Here is a 17,513-nt window from a genome sequence, read left to right on the forward strand (position 1 = left end):
TTCAGGCATCTTTAATCTGCGTAATCCCCCCTTCCTCACCAGCACTTATCGAAAGGCTCCAACGATTCTTCTCCATCGCCCTCCTCCCCTCCCCTCGCATATTTTCATTCCGCCTGGACAGGGTTCATCTTCCCCGCGGCCCCGGTTTTTCTCACCGCACCAAAGTTCATTCCCACCACCACCGTGCCGCCAGTCGAAAAACCTCGCCGCTCGAGTCCGCCCATCGGCATTTTTCCTTAAAGGACCCTGGAGAAAACGAACTCTCAGCTTGAGTGGCATTCCCTCTTCAAATTATCTCAAATTGAGACAGCGACGAACTTTGAAAATTGTTGACAATTTGCCGCGTCCCAACATACACTCTGCCGCAGCGTGAAGCTCTCCTGAGGGTAAGTCGCCAAAGAACCGCGCCAACGTATTAGACTGACTCGTATACCTCACCTCGCATATCAGTAAGTTGCCGTTTTTTCATCACATGCTTCTCAAGGCCGTACGTTATATGGGGGCGACCATAGGTAGAGGTGTGAATCAAGTATGAGGTCCAACGGTGGATTTACCGGGAGGTTTGGTCGAAAAGAAGGGAACCAAAGAGGAGGGGGAGATGGAGAATGTGGAAGTGTTGGCTGCGGGACTGTCGGATCTTCTCGGTCATTTCTCAAAAGAAATGCAGGCCATCAGTGGAGAAGTAATGGAGGGCAGCCGCCATGGGACCGTGGAAGAACTGCGGGGGCGGATTCGGACCCTTCAGGACGAGGTGTACCAGGAGGCGCTCCATAAGTATGGCGACCTCCTCGGAGCCGCGGTCGATGCGGAACGAGATCTGATGACCAAGATCACCCGCCTGCGAGAGCTGAAAGAACGGGCCGGCATCTTAAAGGAGGTCATCACCTCGATGGTAAAGCCTGGTGGTGGTGAGTGATCGGTCTCCGGCTAGGCGGTGGGAGCTCTTTGGTGGAGGAGAACCCGGGCATCCACGACGCTCAGGCCCTTTTCGTAGACCAGAACCGGATTCAGGTCCATCTCGGAAATCTCGGGATTCTCCTGGGCGATCTGTGACACCTTCAGAAGGAGATGGGTGAGGGCCTCAAGGTCTGCGGGCTTTTTCCCCCGCACGCCTTGGAGTAAGGGAAAGGCCTTGATCTCGTGGATCATGGCGGCTGCATCCCGCTCGGCCAGTGGAATGAGCCGGAAGCTGGCATCCTGATAGACCTCGACGAAAATTCCCCCCAGGCCAAACATCACCACCGGCCCGAACTGAAGATCCTGAGTGAGACCGACGATCACCTCGGTGCCCGGAGGGGCCATCCGGCTGATCAGAACACCCCGAACTGCTGCCTTGCCCTGCCGGGCGTGCTCTGTGATCTGCCCGTAAGCTGCTTTGACGCTGGCTGCATCGTTCAGGTTCAAGAGAACCCCGCCAGCTTCGGTCTTATGCAGAATGTCCGGGGAGACGATCTTGGTCACGACCGGGTAGCCGATCTCAGTCGCCGCCGCCTCGGCCTCCTCGGCCGAGCTGACCAACCGGTGGGAGGGGACCGATACGCCGTAAGAGGCGAGAAGTTCGTAAGCCTCCGGCTCCAGGAGATTTCGACCTTCCTGAATGGCTCTCCCCAAGGCAAGTGCCATGATGATTCCCTATCAGAGGAGGTGGCTCAGGGCCTGAATTCCACGTTCAGGAGTAGGGAAGACAGGGATACCTTTTCGGTGAAAGAGCAGTCGCTCTTGCCGCTCCACCTCTGCCCCGCCGAGGTAGATCACGAGTTGGAGGGGGTCCCCACCGACCACCTCTGAGGCTCCAGGAATCGGATCGCCAAAGATCAGGGCGATCGCATCGAAGTGGGACGCGGCGGCCTCCACCACCTGCCGGTACATCTGTGCCGTGGCATCTCCGGTGAGATCCAAGGGGTTACCGACAATGCAATGCTTTGGCAGGACTTCCCGAAGTCTCTGCGCAACCTGGTCGGGAAGGGACGCGACGTCGAGCCCCGTCATCTCTGCTACATCGGTGGCCAGGATTGCAGAGCCTCCCGAACTGGTGATGATGAGAAGCCGGGGGCCCTTGAGGCGGGGGAGGTAGGAGAGCGCCTTGCTGAAGTCATACAGCTGCTCTAAGTCGTTTGCCCGGTGAATGCTGAACTGACGGAAGACTCCCTCGTACACCTCGTCGCGACCCGCCAGGGATCGGGTGTGGGATTCGGCAGCCTTACGTCCCTTGGGGGTCCGTCCCGCCTTCAAAATCACCAGCGGCTTTTGACATTGCCTGACGGCTTCGAGGAACTTGGGGGCGGCCTTGACCCCCTCCATGTATATCGCGATAGTTTCCGTATTGGGATCTTGGGCAAAGTAGTGAATGAGATCGGCCTCGTCCACATCTGCCCTGTTCCCCAGGCTCACAAAGGTGGAAACCCCCAGCTCTTCCTGGGAAGCCCAGTCCATAAGGGCTGCCCCGACGGTCCCGCTTTGAGAGATAACCGCTACCCGACCTCGCCGGGTGAGGAGGGGCCAAGACGCGCAGAGGGGATGGTGAGGGTTATTGACCCCTTGGCAGTTGGGTCCGATGACCGCCACCTTTGATTCCTGGGCGGCCTGGACCAACTGCTCTTGCAGTACCTCTCCCTCGGGTCCGGTCTCGCTGAAACCGCCACTGATCACGATAGTCCCCTTCACCCCCCGGCTACCACACCGTCGAATGGTATCGGCGACCAGCGGTGCGGGGATGATGATGACGGCCAGGTCGACCTGATCGGGGACGGCGTCTATGTTGGAATAGCACGGGCATCCGAGGATCTCGGGAGCTTTGGGATTGATCGGATGCACCTTGCCGGGGAAGCCCGCGTCAAGAAGGTTCTTGAAAATCTGGTACCCGAGTTTCTCCGGCGCGGTAGAGGCTCCGATCACGGCCACGCTACTCGGGCGGAAGAGGACCTGAAGGGCCTCTTTCGATTTAAAGGAAGGGAAAGGGGGGGGCATGTTACCTCGTCGTTGTGCGTTTCGGGGCTGAGCCGACGCCTCTCGATGGAAAGAGGGCGTAGACCACACATGCGAGAGCGAGCAGCCCCGATTTTGTATCATGGCCCCACAGGACTGTCAAGGTAGGCAATGGCATGGAGAGCCGCTGTATCAATCCAGAGCGGTGTGGTCGGCCGATACGGGTGTGCTGGCTTGTATCGCCGCAACAAGTTAGGTTATGATGGCCTCGGGTGTCCCGGAAAGGATGAGAGGAGACGGCCAGTGCGAGAACAAAAGGTAGTCGAAAAAATCCAGCAGGCCCTCACCAACATGCAAACCTATTACGAGGACCTCCTGGGGAGCCTGCAGGATGGGCTGGTCGTGGTCGACCGCGAACTGAGGGTCACCTCGCTTAACCCGGCAGCGGAAGAGCTGCTGGGGATCTCGGCCACCATGGCCCACGGCAAGCCTCTCGCGAGCCTTTTGGGGGATTCCTCTCCCCTCATCGCCCTCGTCGATCGCGCCTTTGAGACCGGGCGGGCTCATGCAGAGCACGAGGCCAGCGTGGTGACCTCTCTGGGAAAGGTCTCAGTGAGCGCCATCGCCTCCCTTTTGGCTGACCAAGGCGGAGAAGCCCGGGGGGGAGTCCTGCTCCTTCGGGACGTCACGCGGATTCGAGAGCTGGAAGATCAGGTCCGCCGGGCAGAGCGCCTCACGGCCCTGGGAACACTGGTCACAGGTATTGCCCATGAGATCCGTAATCCGCTGATGGGGGTCCGGGGAGCTGCACAGCTCATTGAGGCGGAGTCCTCTTTCCCTCCTTCCCTGAAGGAATATACCGACATCATCATCCGAGAAGTGGATAGGCTGAATTCGCTCCTGGAGGGGATGCTCGCCTTCGCCCAACCTAGCCCTCCACGCGTGGTGGAATGCAATGTCAATCAGATTCTAGAAGAGCTCCTGGCTCTCGAGGAGCCAGTACTGATGCGTCGAGACATCACGGTTCGCCGCATCTATGATCCCCAGGTTCCCCTCATCGCTGCCGATCCCGACCAGATCCGTCAGGTCTTTCTCAATCTCATCCGGAATGGGGCCGAGGCGATGGAGGGGGGAGGAGCGCTCACCTTAGAGACTGGGTATGAACGACGCTCTCCACGATGCTTTGGGCTGTCGGTGGCGGCGGTGAGAGTGATCGATCAAGGTCCTGGTCTCTCGCTCGAGGCCCGGCAACACCTCTTCGACCCCTTCTTTACCACCAAGCCAAAGGGGACCGGCCTCGGGCTGGCCCTCTGCCATCGGATTGTGGGGGATCACCGGGGAACCATGGAGATCAATAATGCGGAAGAGGGGGGATGCGCGGTTACCATCCTCCTTCCGCTCGCAACACAGTGAGACGCAGTCCGCCGTCAGCTGTCCGCTGTCAGCAAGGGATAGAAAGGGTTTTAGCAGACTGCTGATTGCTGATAGCTGACTGCTCATGACCCAGGAGAGAATGTGTCGGAGGTCGCGAAAGTAAAAATTGTCGTGGCGGATGATGAAGAGAGTGTCCGCTGGACGTTGAAAAAGGCCCTGGAGCGCTCGGGGTACGCTGTCTACACGGTCTCGGATGGGAAGGCGGCAGTGGACACGGCCGAGCGGGTGAGCGCCGATCTCGTGCTCATGGACATCAAGATGCCTACCCTAGACGGGCTGGAGGCCCTCTCCCTGATGCGGGACCGCCATCCCGAAGCCATGGTGATCGTCATGACCGCCTTTGGGAGCCTTCAGGCGGCGGTCGAGGCCATGAAGCGGGGGGCGTACGACTATATCACCAAGCCCTTCGATTTTGAGGAGCTCACCCTGCTCGTCCGCAGGGCCTTAGAGGTTCAGAGTCTCACGCGCGAACTGAACCGGCTCAAGGCACAACTCAAGGACCGCCAGGAACTGGACGAGATCGTGGGAACGAGTCCTGAGATGCAAGGAGTGTTCAAGCTGGTCGGTCAGGTGGCCGACAGCGATGCGACCGTCCTTGTCGAGGGTGAAAGTGGAACCGGCAAGGAGCTCATTGCCCGGGCGATCCACAAGAATAGCCCGAGACATGATGGTCCCTTTGTGACGGTCAACTGTGCTGCCATCCCCAAAGATCTGCTCGAGAGCGAGCTCTTCGGCCACGAGAAAGGGGCTTTTACCGGGGCGTTGACCACCCGTCGGGGAAAATTCGAGCTGGCCGATGGGGGAACCATCTTTCTTGACGAGATCGGCGAGATGGACCCGGCGCTGCAGACAAAGATTCTCCGGATCTTCGAGGAGCGTCGCTTCGAGCGATTAGGGGGTGAGGTTCCCATCACCACGAACGTCCGGATTGTGGCCGCGACGAACCGAGACCTCCAGGCGTTGGTTGCACGAGGTCTCTTCCGGGAGGACCTGTTTTACCGGTTGAATGTAGTGACGATCATGCTCCCGCCGCTCCGCGGACGTCGCGAGGATATCCCAGTGCTGATTACCCATTTCCTTCAGCTTTATGCGAGAGGTGACGGCAAAGAAATCTCTCCGGAAGCCATCAAGTGCCTCCTCCGGTACCATTGGCCTGGCAATGTCCGGGAACTCGAGAATGCGATCAAGCGGGCCTGCCTTCTCTCGCGGACACGCCTCATTCTTCCGGAACATTTGCCTGAGTCCCTGCAGGCCGCTACCCGCCCTGCGGGGGCCGAGGATGTTGCAACCCCAGGTGGACTCACGCGCGAAGTGCGGGCAGAGTTAAGACGCGTTGGCGATGACAAAGAGGGACAGCTCTACGAACATGTCCTTGCGCTTGTGGAGCGACCCCTGCTACAGGCCGCCTTGGAGCGGGCAGGCGGGAATCAGCTGAAGGCCGCACAGCTGTTGGGGATCAACCGGAACACCCTACGAAAGCGGATGAAAGAGCTCGGGATCTCCGGGAAACGGGAATCCTCGGGCGATCGTGAAGCGTCCTGATCGCCTGTCCCCGCCCTACCATTCAGCAGACCAATTCCTCGGACTGGATCATTTTCTCTAGCAGATTTTCTGAATCGAAGGGGGGGTACCATCCAAAGGAGGAACCGGTAACCGGGGCAGAAATGTCCATAAGCAGGTCTGGGTCTGAGGTCTGACAGTACTAATATATTTTGGCAGGCTAGGTATTGTTATTTTTCAATGCAACTGTTCGAGAAGAAAGGCAAAGACTTCTTGGGGCATTAATGTCGCGGCATGCGTGTCTTGCCCCAGGAGAAATGGGGTATTAACGCCCCTCGGTGATACCGGCTTCATAGGCCTCTAAGTCAACGACTTCGAGGCCTTTCGCTTTGGCAGCTGCTTCCACCCTCTGGATGATCGTTCGGCGGATAAAGGGGACCGGGACTCTCCTCAGCCGTTCCTCCGCCTCGGCCGTCCACGGCATCGTGATCCCTTGTAACGGCCCTTCAGTCCTGGGGGTCCCCGTCTGGGTAGCTTCGTCCGCCCTCTCACCCTCGGGACAGGGAACCTGTGAAAACTGGGTGAGAATATGGTCGACTACCTCGGGGGTGACGATCTTTTCCTTCCGTTTCTTCGCTTCCTCTTCGATCGTTTGCCTGGCCATCTCTCGGACAAAAGGAGGGATCTTCTGCACCCGTGATAAGGCTTCCTCAGACCAGGGAAGCCCTTTCTCTGGCATCATCTGCAGGTAACGCGTAAACTTGGCAATGATCATGTCATTGCTCTGCGTTCTCTCACCTAAGAACGTCTTGATTTGCTCGATGACCGTCACCTTCCTGGGGAGCTTCCGCATCTTCTGCTTTGCCACTTCAAAGGCATCCATGCTGAGCTCTTCGAAGCCGAAGCCCTTGATGCTCTTCGCCACCCGGAGCATCGACTCGTTTCGAATCTCCGTCAAAAACTCCGAGGTAATGACCTTCCGCCCCCGTTCCTTTCCCCGTTTGCGCATGAGCTTGTAGATCCCTGCACGGACAAAGCCGGGAGCCTTCTCCACTCGCTGAAGGCTCTCCTCGGTCCATTGGATATCGTCTTCTCGCTCACCCATGTGAGCCTTCCCCATCTATTTTGATACGCTCACGAGCTCTACATGCCAATCGCTTCCCGTGCCTCGTCCATTACGGCCTCGGTAACAGTCCCGTGTCCCTACTCTTTTGCAAATCCCTCGATGGCACTCTTCACCGACGACCTGACGAAGCCAGGGGTACGCTGGAGCCGTTGTTCCGCTCCCTCGGTCCAGACGACACTTTCACCTTCGGCTTCTCTGACCACAGCGGCAAAAGGACAGCCACCAGTTTCCTTGGCCGCCTCGACGGTCTCTTGTATCCCGCCCAAAATGGCTCCCTCCCGCTGGCTGGCGAGGCTCGATCGGGTGAAGCCGAGCGGTTCTGCCGGTGGGGCGTTTCCGCCGATCTGGACGTCGAGCGCCTTGACCATCTGCGTTTCCATCGGATTGGTGAGGAGGGCGATCTGATAGGCGCACTGTGCACAGTGAAAGACCACAGTGAGTGATCCCTGATCGGGTCCCTCGACTCCTTGGATCTTCATCGGCTCGTTGCACGGCACGCAGAGAAATTTCATGGCTCAATACCTCCGTCCGACTTCAGGGTCACGGAGAAGGTGGGCATATTGTGAGGGTCCCGACCCTTCAGGGCCAGTTGCAGACGACTCTATGAGATGAGGTATTCTGGAATCACCCAATGACCGTTGTCAACCAATTTATCTGGCTTGGTCAAATGGCATGAGGTGGGACAGACCATCCGGCCATTGGAGTCGGGAAGGCGGGCAATCCTTGGCTGACGGAGAAAGGAGGAGTGACCTTAGCTGGATATGGAGATGGTCGCGTGGAGCACCTCGTCCGCCAATCCCTCCAGGAACTCGGGATCCGCGTTGAGGGACTCGGTCCGGCGAAGAGTGAGCCCCAGCTCTCGGGCTTTCTCCTGGGCCTCGTCGTCAATGTCGTACAAGACTTCGAGGTGATCGGCCACAAAGCCGATGGGGACCACGAGGACCTGGGAATGCCCGTCTGCTTTGAGCTCTTCCAGGACCTCTACGATGTCGGGACCCAGCCAAGGAAACGGCGTCTGCCCTGCACTTTGATAGGCGCGGCGCCAATGGGGAAGGGGAGGGTGCGACGCCAGGGCCTGGGCTGTTTCCTCGAGCCGGGTGGGATAGGGATCGGGATCTTTCGTCGCAAGAATCTTCTCGGGCAGGCTGTGGGCGGTAAAGAGCACCATGGTCTGCTCTGGACCCGGCTGGGGAAAGGCCGCGAGTTCCCGCTGAATTCTTTTTCGTAAGGCCGAGAGGTACTTGTCGTTCAGGTGCCAGGTCCGGATGACGTGGACTTTCACGTCCGGTTCAGATCCCAGGACGTCTCTTGCATACTTCATGTAATCGTCGATGATCATCTTGGACTCGTGGGGTGCAAGGACCAAGGCCACCATCTCCCGGATGCCATCACGGATCATCTGCTCGACTACATGGGGGATGAAGGGAGGGGAGTGTTTCATCGCGAGGTAGACTCGGAGGCGTTGCGGTGCCTTGCTATCCAGCATTTCCTGAAGCCTCTTGGCCTGCGACTCCGTGATTTCAGTTAGGGGCGACACTCCGCCGATCGATTCATACCGCTCCTTGAGTTCCTCCACCTCCTCCTCAGAGGGCTTGCGCCCTCGACGGATGTGGGTGAAATACGCCTCCACCTCGTCGAGACTTCTCGGTGTTCCATAGGCCATGAGCAGCACACCGATCATCGTCGCTTTCCCTTTGTGTGCACGAAATCGACCAGACGGTCCACTTGCTCAGGCGGGGTTGGGGGAAGTATGCCGTGCCCCAGGTTAAAGATGTGTCCGGCAAGGGCCTGTCCCTCCTCCACAATCTTGGCCGTCTTAAGGAACATCTCCTCCTCGGTACCGAGGAGCAGGCTGGGATCCAGATTCCCTTGCAGAGCGAACGTGTCATCAAAAATTCCCCGTGTCTGAGTCAGAGAAACGCGCCAGTCCACCCCCAATACCTCCGCCGGCAAGGTGACGAACTCCGGGAAGAGGTGAGAACTTGCGGTGCTGAAATAGATCCGGGGCACGTCATTTCCCACCTGCTCGAGCTGTTCTATCAAGTAGGGTTTCACCGATTCCCGGAAATCCTCCGGCGAAAGGACTCCCACCCACGAGTCGAAGACTTGGACCATCTGCACCCCGGCTTCGATTTTGGCCCTGAGGTAGCGGGACAGGTTCTCGGCGAGCCGCTGCATCAGCGCCTTCCACTCGCGAGGGTAGGCATGGACAAAAGCCCGGGTCTGGGGATAGTCCCGCGAGGGTTTCCCCTCGATCAAGTAGGATGCGAAGGTAAAAGGCCCCCCCGTAAATCCGATCAACGGACGATCCAGCTCCCGCCGAAGGATACGGATGGCATTGAACGTAAATTCCAGGGCGGAAAGATCTAAAGGGGGCAGAGCCGCCAGCTCAGATGGGGTGAGAACCTTCTGCAAGACAGGGCCTTTCCCTTCGACGAGGTCAAAGGCAATTCCCATTCCCCACAATGGGACGAGGAGATCCGAGTAGAGAATGGCTGCGTCCAGATCGAAGCGCCGGAGCGGTTGGAGCGTAACCTCCACCGTGAGCTCCGGTGTTCGACAGATCTCCTCCATGGAATATTTTTTCCGGATCTCTTGGTACTCGGGGAGGTACCGGCCCGCCTGACGCATGATCCAGATGGGCGTGGTGTCCACGGGTTCGCACCGGGCGGCCTTCAATATTCGGTCACGCATGTTTCCCATCCTGGTGTCCGATCCTCAACGCCACACTGACAGGTACACAATTACAATACCCAGGAAGACGTTGGTCCGCCCGATCCAGAGCGCGGCGTGGAAGAATCCGCCCCGTTTGCGGGCGGCAGCCGGCGCGATCCAGAAATCATGCAGGACCTTGAGCAGCAGGACGACTCCGACGATGACCAGCTTGAGAGACAGGGGCCATGCTCGGTAGTCCCAGCCCTGGCCGAGAAAGTACGCTCCGGTCGTCAGGAGGATGGCCATGGCGATCCAGGACAGGACCCGAAAGGTTCTTCCAAGCACCCGAAGGGCGGCGGGACCACCCTCGGGATCCGTCCGGAGGCGGGGGGCCACAGCGAAGAAGAGGATGTTCCCCCCGACCCAGGTGATGGCTGAAAGCAGGTGCAGAAAGAGGATGCCGGTATAGGCCATGCCTTACTCCAGAGGTCCTGACTTTCCCGAGCATATTACTCCCATCCCGTCGCCTGGGAGACCGCACCGGTGGGAAGTTCAAGAAGGTAGCGGTTTCCCCACCCGAAGTCTTCCTCCGAAAGAATAAAGATCCGCTCTGGCGAGAATCGAAAGAACCGGAGGTCGAGGCTTTCCTCCAAGACTGCGCGAATGGAAAAGCGCCTCTTGGCCAGGGGGAACCGACGGAGGTAAAACCTGATGACACGCAGGGCCTCTTTCCCCCGAAGCATTTCCACCTTGCCTTCTGCCTGAAGACCTCGAAGAGGTCGGGTTTCATTCGGATGAATGGCGGCAGCCACATGGGGTGTTTCTAAGAGATTCTTGACATGGCGGGTGGAGAGTCGAGACATAAAATAAAGGGAAATCGATGTGGAATGCGTTTCCCACGCGTAAATAACCGGTGCCGCCCATGGACCTTCCTCCCCGAAGGTGGCCAAGGTCATGATCCGGTTCTCTTCGAGGAGGGAGAAACAGATCTCACGAAGTCGTGCGGGATCCTGAGACATAAGCGCGCGTTCTCAATCCTCCTCCCCGAAGACCTCCTGCAGCACTTCCTGCAACGAGCCGAACCGCCCAGTGTAGATCGGGGTGTCCCGGCGGGTGTAAGGCCGGCCCTCTGTACTCCGGAGTGCCATCACCAGTTCGGAAAAGTGTAAGAGATCATCCATTTCGTACCCCACCACAAACTCCGAGTCGGCGATGCCGGTGCAGTACACGAGCAGTTGCTCGATCTCCTTGAACGAGTGTCCCACCCGAGCATGGTCCTTCATCAGAGCCCGGCGATCATCGGTCGAAAGCTGGTACCAGTCGTGGGTCTTAATAAAAGGATACACCACCAGAAACCGCTTTCGTTTCCCCGGGACTTCCACGCTGATTCCGCTCTGGCCGGTGTACTGTGAAGGACGCAAAAAACCCCAGAGACTCGCCGCGAGTTCGAGATTGGTCTGGAGAAACCGGCTTCCTACACTCTGATAGGCCTCGATGTGCTCCGCCGCCACCCAGAAACCGACATCTGCCGAGGCTCGAAGCCCGACAAGGCTATACGGGTAGAGCGCCACCACTCCGGGAAGTTTCTGCACTTCCTCCGCCGCGTCGTGAACCTTCTTTCTTACCTCGCGGGTCCGCAACCCTCGGGGAACCCGGTAGTAGAGAAACCCGTGCACCTTTAGCTCGCCCATTTCGCCGTCTCCTTCGGGAAGACCTCGAAAAAGCCTGCATCACCCGGATGAATATATGCCCGGAGGCGGTCCCTGGTCAACCGAATCCATTCATGCCGAGGAGAGACACAACACCTGGAGGGGACCATTGCAGGTCGAACGCTCTGTTCGCTCTCGTCGTGTTGATCCTCGGGTTGCCCGTCAGCCGAGGCCTTTAAGGCTGCGGGCAAGGTCAAGGCTCCCTCCATCTTCCGATATCCTGTCTTTTGTTGAAGAATTCATTAGTTAGCTCTTTTCTGGATACTCCGCCTCCCTATGGCAATCCTCTTGCTCGTGGGGCGGTATGTGAATAGACGTCCGGCTACGTAAGAGGGTGTTATACCGTTCATACAGAGGAGAGCCAATGGCAGGAACAAGAGAGCTGTTGGGGGAAGGGAGCCAGATTCGAAGGACGGTAACCCTGAGGGAATTAGGCCTCACGGGTGACGCGTGGGGGCCCCTTTTCATCAGTGTTGTAGTCTTCCTCCTAGCGGCGGTGACGGGAATTGTGGTCACAACTCCCGCCTGGTATGTCCTGGGGGTGGGGCGGCCATTTTTCCCCGATCTTTTTATGCCGGTGACGGCCTTTGTACTGCTGCTCGTCACGACCGCGGCGTTGAGTATTGCCTGGGCAGGAGCGACGATCAGCTTTCTTGGGCTCTGGGAGGTCCTGGGAAATAGGACGACATTCGCCTCGGTCCGCCTGTTCACCGGGCTCAGCCTGCTGATCATCTGGTTCCTCGTGGCCACGTTTTTACACATCTTCGCTACACCCCGGCCTGAACTGGAGATTCACCTTTTGGGTCAGGACCTCGCGCTCCACTACGCACTGTACACGTTTCACCGCTATTATGACTTTATGCACTTTGTGTTGGCCGTCGGGGCACTGGGGATGTTCTGGGGATATGGCGAGGGTCTCCTGCGTAATCGTGTCGCCCAGGTGGTCACCCCGGTCCTGATCTGGCTTACCTTCTACAGCCTCTCCTTGACGATCGGGCTTCATGCCGCTACGGTCGGCGTGATGTCCCTCTAACACCGGTATCAACTACATCACGCGGACAGGCGTCACCACCCTTCATCGTACACCAGTCCAGTGACACTGGAATCCCTATCCCATTAAAATTAGCTAAGTCACGAAGCTTATAGCTGCTTATCCCTGTACGGATCGGATCCTCGATGGTGTGGGAGTATGGATACCGCCTTGGGGAGCGTTATACTTGCACTTGGTATCCGGACATTCGCTTGGCTTCCACAAATGTTTGCTATATCCTGTGCTGGATGTGTCATTTGCCAAGGCGGCGGACCTGATGGTCAGGAACAAGATTGGCTGCTTGCCGGTGCTGGACGGGGAGGCCTTGGTGGGGATGATTACCGAGAGCGACATCCTGCGTGCCGTGGCCGATAAGGAAGCCGTATTCGAGGCTCCGCTTTCGCGAGGGAAGGAGTGACGATGCATATTCTCGTGGCGACGGACGGGTCGGCAGAATCTGGCGCGGCTGTCCGCTTCGGTGCAGTGCTGGCTCAACGGTTGGCTGGCACGCTCACCCTGTTACACGTTGTGCTTCCTTCGCAGGAACGCGGGGAAGGCGAGGCAGTCCTTCGGTCTGCCCAGGCGTCGGCCGCGGAGTGCGGGGTGCAGGGGACCACCCGTCTAGAGGTTGGTGACCCGGTCGAGGCCATCGTCGGAGCGAGACGCGAGATCGGAGCCGACATGCTCGTGGTGGGAACCCATGGCAAGAGAGGGCTGACTCGCGTGCTGCTGGGAAGTGTTGCGGAGAGCCTGTACAAGAGTGCCCCCTTTCCGGTGGCCGTCGTCCGGAAATTTGAGAAAGCCGCAGCAGAGATTGGTCCGCTCCTGGCTCCGGTGGACTTTTCCGAGGGGGCGACCCATGCGGCCCGGGCCGCTGCGCATCTCGCGCGAAAGCTCGGTGTCCGCCTTGCGCTCATCCATGTCCTGTCCGAGGTCGTCCCTCCCAAGGGGGAAGAAGACCCTGAGGCCATGCGACAAGCAGCGCTTGCGGTGCGTCGAGACGCCGAGACGCGGCTGCAATCCTTAATCGAAACCCTCGGTCTCGGCCCCAAGCAGATTGAATATTCCCTTGTCACCGGCGTGGATTCTGCCGAGATCGATCACGTGGCCGGAGAGATACGCGCAGGCTGTATCGTCATGGGGACGCGTGGGTTTACCGGCCTGCCGCGGGTCCTTTTGGGGAGCGTGACCGACCAGGTCCTGCAGCAGGCGCCGTGCCCTGTGTTGATCGTTCCCTCATGGACACCCACGGGCGGCGGATGGTGGGGAGAGATGGAATAGAGCCCCGGCTGAGGCCACGGAATTTGCCGCCGCAATGGATCGGATTAAACGGCACGAGGCTTGCTGGGATGCCAGGCTGGGGATTCTCGTTGGTGCCCTCATGTTATTCGGGGTTATCATCAGGGTGGATGTGTTGACGTGAATACAGAGGAAGGGTAAGTGGCCGATACAGAGCCGTAAGAAATGTGGGTGAACGGAGCTGTTCAATGACGCGGCAGGTGGAGATTCCGCTCGCTATCGCACCGAAAGATGTGGCCTGTGGTGAGCTTTTGCGGCAGGCGCTGCTGGACCATCGAGGCGTGGTTTCGGCGGCCTGGAATCCAGCACGGCAGGTCCTGACCCTGGAGTATCTTCCAGAACGGATCTCACTGGCACAGGTCGAAGACGTGGCAGAGGCGGTCGGCGCCAGGCTGGGGAAGCGGTACGAACACTGCACACTTCGTCTCGCCGGCATGAACTGCACCGAGTGCGCTCTCTCACTCGAACGAGACCTTAAGCGGGTCCCGGGCGTGCCGTGGCTTGTTGTCGATTTTCCGGGTTCGGTTGTCCGGGCCGAGGTCGAGGCAGACGGGACCCGCGCCCAGCTGGAGCGGCGGATCGCGGAACTCGGCTTTGCGCCGAGGGTCGCCATGGAGAAGGACGCCGGGGCCTCAGGGCGACGGCGGATGACGATCTTGACCGCCGTGTGCCTGGGCGCCCTGGCAACGGGCTCACTCCTCGGGTTTGTCCCTGGAGTTCCCTGGATCGCTCAGGTGGCCTTTTTCGTTGTGGCATACGCGGCCGGCGGATATTACAGCACTAGGAACGCCATCGCAGCCCTGCGGGAAAGGACGGTAGACGTCAACCTCCTCATGGTGACGGCGGCCCTTGGAGCCGCCGGAATCGACCACTGGCAGGAGGGGGCGATCCTGATGTTTCTCTTCTCCCTCTCGAACACGCTGGAGTCGTACGCGATGGCCCGGACGCGTCGGGCCATTGTGAGCTTGATGGAGCTGAGTCCAGAAGAGGCCCGCGTCCGGCGAGACGGCGAAGAGGTCCGGATTCCGGTTGCCAACCTCCAGGTGGGTGACCTGGTGGTCGTCGGGCCCGCGGAACGGATCCCGGTCGATGGCCAAGTGATCGTGGGGCGGTCAGGGGTCGATGAATCTTCGCTCACGGGCGAATCTGTGCCGGTCGAAAAGGGACCGGGTAATCCGGTGTATGCGGGCTCCCTCAATCAGCAGGGAGTCTTAGAGGTGCGGATGACTCGTCCGGCCTCCGAGAGCACCCTCGCACGAGTGATCCGTCTCGTGGAGGAGGCCCAAAGCCAGAAAGCTGAGACACAGCATCTGACCGATTGGATCGGCCGGTACTATACAGTGGCGGTGCTTGGGGCTGCGGTCCTTTTCCTCTTGGCCACCCCGCTCTTCCTCGGCTGGACCTTCACGGCATCCCTCTACCGGACCATGGTTCTCCTCGTGGTGGCGTCCCCGTGTGCCCTGGTGATCTCCATCCCAGCCGCAACTCTTTCCGCGATTGCCGGTGGGGCCCGTGAGGGGATCCTCTTCAAGGGGGGCGTGACCCTCGAGCAAGCGGCGGGCGTCCGGGTTGTGGCGCTCGATAAGACCGGGACCCTGACCGAAGGACGGCCCCGGGTGACAGACGTCATTCCGCTTGGAGAGGAAGACGGCGAAACGATTTTGGCCCTGGCCGCCGCGGTCGAGATCCGTTCGGAACATCATCTCGGTCGGGCGGTGGTCGACGCGGCACAGGCGCGCGGGGTGCCAATCATTCCGGCTGACGAGGTCGAGACCTTTCCGGGACGCGGGATTCGCGGGATCGTCGGAGGGCGGCGCATCTGGGTGGGAAGCCCGGGCCTGATGCGGGAAACGAGCGAGCCGCTCGATGCCGCGGTTGCGTCCCATGTGCAGGCCCTAGAGTCTCAGGGAAAGACCGTTGTTGTCGTTGGAGCGGAAGCCCCGGTGGGTTTGATCGTGGTCGCCGACACGGTCAGACCGGGCGCGAGGCAGGTGGTAGAGAGTCTGAGACGTCAAGGGGTCACCCAACTGGTGATGCTCACCGGCGACAATGGACGGGTGGCAAAGGCGGTCGCCGCAGAGGTTGGGATTTCGGAATGGCGGGCCACGCTCCTGCCGGAGCACAAGGTGACGGCTGTGCGGGAACTCATCGCGACACGCGGTCCAGTGGCAATGTTGGGGGATGGTGTGAACGATGCGCCGGCACTGGCCGCAGCCACTGTGGGTATGGCGATGGGAGGGGCAGGGACCGACGTCGCACTCGAGACGGCGGACATCGTCCTGATGGCTGACGACCTCACGAAGCTCCCGCGGGCGCTGGAGCTCAGCCGGCGATGCCGCCGCGTGATCCTGCAAAACCTCGCCTTCGCGGGATGCGTGATTGTCGGACTGGTCGCCTCGACCCTCGTCGGCTGGATGACCCTCCCCCTCGGGGTCGTAGGGCACGAAGGAAGCACGCTACTCGTTGTGGCGAATGGCCTCCGACTCTTGCGACAGCCCACCATGTGAGCTCCTGCGGGAGACAAAACTTCCCAATCTTCCTCGCAGTCATTCACGCACGGGCTTGTGATCCGGTTATCCGTCTTTGGGCAGGTCGGGAGGTCCGTCGTGTGTATAATAGGGCGGTCTTGATGACCATGCCTCTACGAAAAAACATTTCCACGTTGGGACAGCCATGACCGGGATCGGTTAATTATGAAGGCGTTCCTACAGGGGCTCCTCACGGGTCATGGTCCGCTCATCCCCTTCCTGGCTCTCCTGTCGGTAGGCGCCTTAATCTTTCTGGTCGCCTCGCGTCTGTCCCGCCATGCCGACACGATCGCAGATGAGACAGGGCTCGGCGGGCTTTGGATCGGAACGGTGCTGCTCGCTGCGAGCACGTCGCTTCCCGAAGTGTTCACGGCTGTCAACGCCGCCCTGCTCGATGCACCTGATATCGGCGTGGGGGACATCTTTGGCGCCAACATGGCGAATATGCTGATCCTGGCTGTGCTTGGCCTGGTCTTCTTCCGCCAGCGCATCCTCGAGCATGTGCACAAAGAGCACACGCAGTCCGGCCTGCTCGGGATTCTGCTCATGGTGATGGCGGGGGTTGGCATTATCGCCGGGGGATGGGGCCGAATCGGCCATGTCGGGCTCGAAACGGTCATGATCGCTGCGGTCTACCTGGTAGGGATTAGGCTTCTCTACCGTTTCGCAGACGTGGGGGTCCGTTCCGTCGAGCCGATCCGTGGGAGGAGTCTCAACCGTGTTCGGCTGCGGGAGGCAGCAGGCGGTTTTGCTCTCGGAACCATCGGCCTCTTGGTCTTGACCCCGTTGCTAGTCCTCTCGGCCGAGGCCGTCTCTCTTGAAACAGGGATAAGCGCCACATTTGTCGGAACCCTCTTGGTCGGTCTCGCCACGACGTTGCCCGAATTGGGCACCACGTTCTCGGCCATTCGCCTGGGGGCCTTCGACCTCGCGGTCGGGAACCTTTTCGGCAGCGTCATGTTCAATATGATGGTGCTCCTGCTCATGGACATCGCCTATACTCGCGGGCCCCTCCTCGGCTTTGTCGCTCGGGATCATCTGCTCACGATACTCCTCGGGGTCACGTTGCTCACGTTGGGCATCGTCGCCATCCTCTTCCGGGGCCGGCGCCGAGTCTTCCCCCTCCGGCTTGAGAATTTCGTCATCATTGCGACCTACATCCTGGGACTGTGGTTGCTCTACAGCCTGGGTACGCCGTGAAGATGAGTCGCTTCGGTGGTAGCCCACGGCTAGGGCGCTTATAGGAGGAATGAGGCCGTGCTTTTTGCTTTTCCGGTGGTTGAATTCGTCGATGTCGCGGATAGGCT

General features: G+C 59.6%; 17 protein-coding genes. 8 read left to right on the forward strand and 9 right to left on the reverse strand.

Features of this window, described 5'->3' with window-relative positions; genetic code table 11:
* Positions 1-544 precede the first annotated feature (544 nt).
* Positions 545-916 (forward strand): hypothetical protein, encoded by a 372-nt coding sequence (locus O6929_12080; GenBank protein MCZ6481125.1) that lies wholly within the window; start codon positions 545-547, stop codon positions 914-916.
* A gap of 11 nt (positions 917-927) precedes the next feature.
* Here the strand turns inward: O6929_12080 and O6929_12085 are convergent, their stop codons facing one another.
* Complete coding sequence (locus O6929_12085; GenBank protein MCZ6481126.1) at positions 928-1,623, reverse strand: acetate--CoA ligase family protein; 696 nt, start codon at positions 1,621-1,623, stop codon at positions 928-930.
* 12 nt (positions 1,624-1,635) lie between these two features.
* Positions 1,636-2,967 (reverse strand): CoA-binding protein, encoded by a 1,332-nt coding sequence (locus O6929_12090; GenBank protein ID MCZ6481127.1) that lies wholly within the window; start codon positions 2,965-2,967, stop codon positions 1,636-1,638.
* Between the two features lie 261 nt (positions 2,968-3,228).
* Here O6929_12090 and O6929_12095 point away from each other — a divergent pair, with 261 nt between their 5' ends.
* Both O6929_12095 and O6929_12100 read left to right on the forward strand, forming a co-directional pair.
* Entirely contained in the window at positions 3,229-4,338 is a 1,110-nt protein-coding gene (locus tag O6929_12095) for an ATP-binding protein (GenBank protein ID MCZ6481128.1), read from the forward strand.
* A 102-nt stretch (positions 4,339-4,440) separates the two neighbouring features.
* Entirely contained in the window at positions 4,441-5,901 is a 1,461-nt protein-coding gene (locus O6929_12100; GenBank protein ID MCZ6481129.1) for a sigma-54 dependent transcriptional regulator, read from the forward strand.
* 283 nt (positions 5,902-6,184) lie between these two features.
* On the opposite strand, the gene O6929_12105 is transcribed toward O6929_12100, so the two are convergent.
* The 7 genes from O6929_12105 to O6929_12135 all read right to left on the reverse strand — a co-directional run bounded on the left by O6929_12105 (position 6,185) and on the right by O6929_12135 (position 11,331).
* The gene (locus tag O6929_12105) at positions 6,185-6,964 is read right to left on the reverse strand and encodes a PCP reductase family protein (GenBank protein ID MCZ6481130.1); all 780 of its coding nucleotides are present in this window, start codon (positions 6,962-6,964) and stop codon (positions 6,185-6,187) included.
* A 98-nt stretch (positions 6,965-7,062) separates the two neighbouring features.
* Positions 7,063-7,464: a PCP reductase family protein gene (locus O6929_12110; GenBank protein ID MCZ6481131.1), complete on the reverse strand. Its 402-nt coding sequence runs from the start codon at positions 7,462-7,464 to the stop codon at positions 7,063-7,065.
* Positions 7,465-7,736: 272 nt separating this feature from the next.
* On the reverse strand, positions 7,737-8,666 hold the full coding sequence (gene hemH, locus O6929_12115; protein MCZ6481132.1) for a ferrochelatase: 930 nt from the start codon (positions 8,664-8,666) through the stop codon (positions 7,737-7,739).
* Positions 8,663-9,679, reverse strand: coding sequence for a uroporphyrinogen decarboxylase (hemE, locus tag O6929_12120; GenBank protein MCZ6481133.1), 1,017 nt, complete (start codon positions 9,677-9,679; stop codon positions 8,663-8,665). The genes hemH and hemE overlap by 4 nt, the downstream gene beginning before the upstream one ends.
* 24 nt (positions 9,680-9,703) lie before the next feature.
* Positions 9,704-10,114 carry a hypothetical protein gene (locus tag O6929_12125; protein MCZ6481134.1) on the reverse strand — a complete coding sequence of 137 codons (411 nt, stop codon included), beginning with the start codon at positions 10,112-10,114 and terminating at the stop codon, positions 9,704-9,706.
* Between the two features lie 35 nt (positions 10,115-10,149).
* On the reverse strand, positions 10,150-10,659 hold the full coding sequence (locus tag O6929_12130; protein ID MCZ6481135.1) for a pyridoxamine 5'-phosphate oxidase family protein: 510 nt from the start codon (positions 10,657-10,659) through the stop codon (positions 10,150-10,152).
* 12 nt (positions 10,660-10,671) lie between these two features.
* Positions 10,672-11,331 (reverse strand): chlorite dismutase family protein, encoded by a 660-nt coding sequence (locus O6929_12135; protein ID MCZ6481136.1) that lies wholly within the window; start codon positions 11,329-11,331, stop codon positions 10,672-10,674.
* A gap of 382 nt (positions 11,332-11,713) precedes the next feature.
* Between O6929_12135 and O6929_12140 the strand changes: the two genes are divergently transcribed.
* The 5 genes from O6929_12140 (at position 11,714) to O6929_12160 (ending at position 17,406) form a co-directional block, all read left to right on the forward strand.
* Positions 11,714-12,382, forward strand: coding sequence for a hypothetical protein (locus tag O6929_12140; GenBank protein MCZ6481137.1), 669 nt, complete (start codon positions 11,714-11,716; stop codon positions 12,380-12,382).
* Positions 12,383-12,620: 238 nt separating this feature from the next.
* Positions 12,621-12,797 carry a CBS domain-containing protein gene (locus tag O6929_12145; protein ID MCZ6481138.1) on the forward strand — a complete coding sequence of 59 codons (177 nt, stop codon included), beginning with the start codon at positions 12,621-12,623 and terminating at the stop codon, positions 12,795-12,797.
* 2 nt (positions 12,798-12,799) lie between these two features.
* Positions 12,800-13,660: a universal stress protein gene (locus O6929_12150; protein ID MCZ6481139.1), complete on the forward strand. Its 861-nt coding sequence runs from the start codon at positions 12,800-12,802 to the stop codon at positions 13,658-13,660.
* Between the two features lie 206 nt (positions 13,661-13,866).
* Positions 13,867-16,185 carry a heavy metal translocating P-type ATPase gene (locus tag O6929_12155; GenBank protein ID MCZ6481140.1) on the forward strand — a complete coding sequence of 773 codons (2,319 nt, stop codon included), beginning with the start codon at positions 13,867-13,869 and terminating at the stop codon, positions 16,183-16,185.
* A 186-nt stretch (positions 16,186-16,371) separates the two neighbouring features.
* On the forward strand, positions 16,372-17,406 hold the full coding sequence (locus tag O6929_12160) for a hypothetical protein (protein ID MCZ6481141.1): 1,035 nt from the start codon (positions 16,372-16,374) through the stop codon (positions 17,404-17,406).
* Positions 17,407-17,513: the final 107 nt, after the last annotated feature.

Source organism: Candidatus Methylomirabilota bacterium (genome assembly GCA_027293415.1).
GTDB lineage: Bacteria > Methylomirabilota > Methylomirabilia > Methylomirabilales > CSP1-5 > CSP1-5.

Bases quoted from the DNA above. Each gene is read 5' to 3' on its own strand.
- O6929_12085 (MCZ6481126.1), bottom strand. From the start codon at position 1,623: ATGGCACTTGCCTTGGGGAGAGCCATTCAGGAAGGTCGAAATCTCCTG.
- O6929_12090 (MCZ6481127.1), bottom strand. From the start codon at position 2,967: ATGCCCCCCCCTTTCCCTTCCTTTAAATCGAAAGAGGCCCTTCAGGTC.
- O6929_12105 (MCZ6481130.1), bottom strand. From the start codon at position 6,964: ATGGGTGAGCGAGAAGACGATATCCAATGGACCGAGGAGAGCCTTCAG.
- O6929_12110 (MCZ6481131.1), bottom strand. From the start codon at position 7,464: ATGAAGATCCAAGGAGTCGAGGGACCCGATCAGGGATCACTCACTGTG.
- hemH (MCZ6481132.1), bottom strand. From the start codon at position 8,666: ATGATCGGTGTGCTGCTCATGGCCTATGGAACACCGAGAAGTCTCGAC.
- hemE (MCZ6481133.1), bottom strand. From the start codon at position 9,679: ATGCGTGACCGAATATTGAAGGCCGCCCGGTGCGAACCCGTGGACACC.
- O6929_12125 (MCZ6481134.1), bottom strand. From the start codon at position 10,114: ATGGCCTATACCGGCATCCTCTTTCTGCACCTGCTTTCAGCCATCACC.
- O6929_12130 (MCZ6481135.1), bottom strand. From the start codon at position 10,659: ATGTCTCAGGATCCCGCACGACTTCGTGAGATCTGTTTCTCCCTCCTC.
- O6929_12135 (MCZ6481136.1), bottom strand. From the start codon at position 11,331: ATGGGCGAGCTAAAGGTGCACGGGTTTCTCTACTACCGGGTTCCCCGA.
- O6929_12140 (MCZ6481137.1), top strand. From the start codon at position 11,714: ATGGCAGGAACAAGAGAGCTGTTGGGGGAAGGGAGCCAGATTCGAAGG.
- O6929_12150 (MCZ6481139.1), top strand. From the start codon at position 12,800: ATGCATATTCTCGTGGCGACGGACGGGTCGGCAGAATCTGGCGCGGCT.
- O6929_12155 (MCZ6481140.1), top strand. From the start codon at position 13,867: ATGACGCGGCAGGTGGAGATTCCGCTCGCTATCGCACCGAAAGATGTG.
- O6929_12160 (MCZ6481141.1), top strand. From the start codon at position 16,372: ATGAAGGCGTTCCTACAGGGGCTCCTCACGGGTCATGGTCCGCTCATC.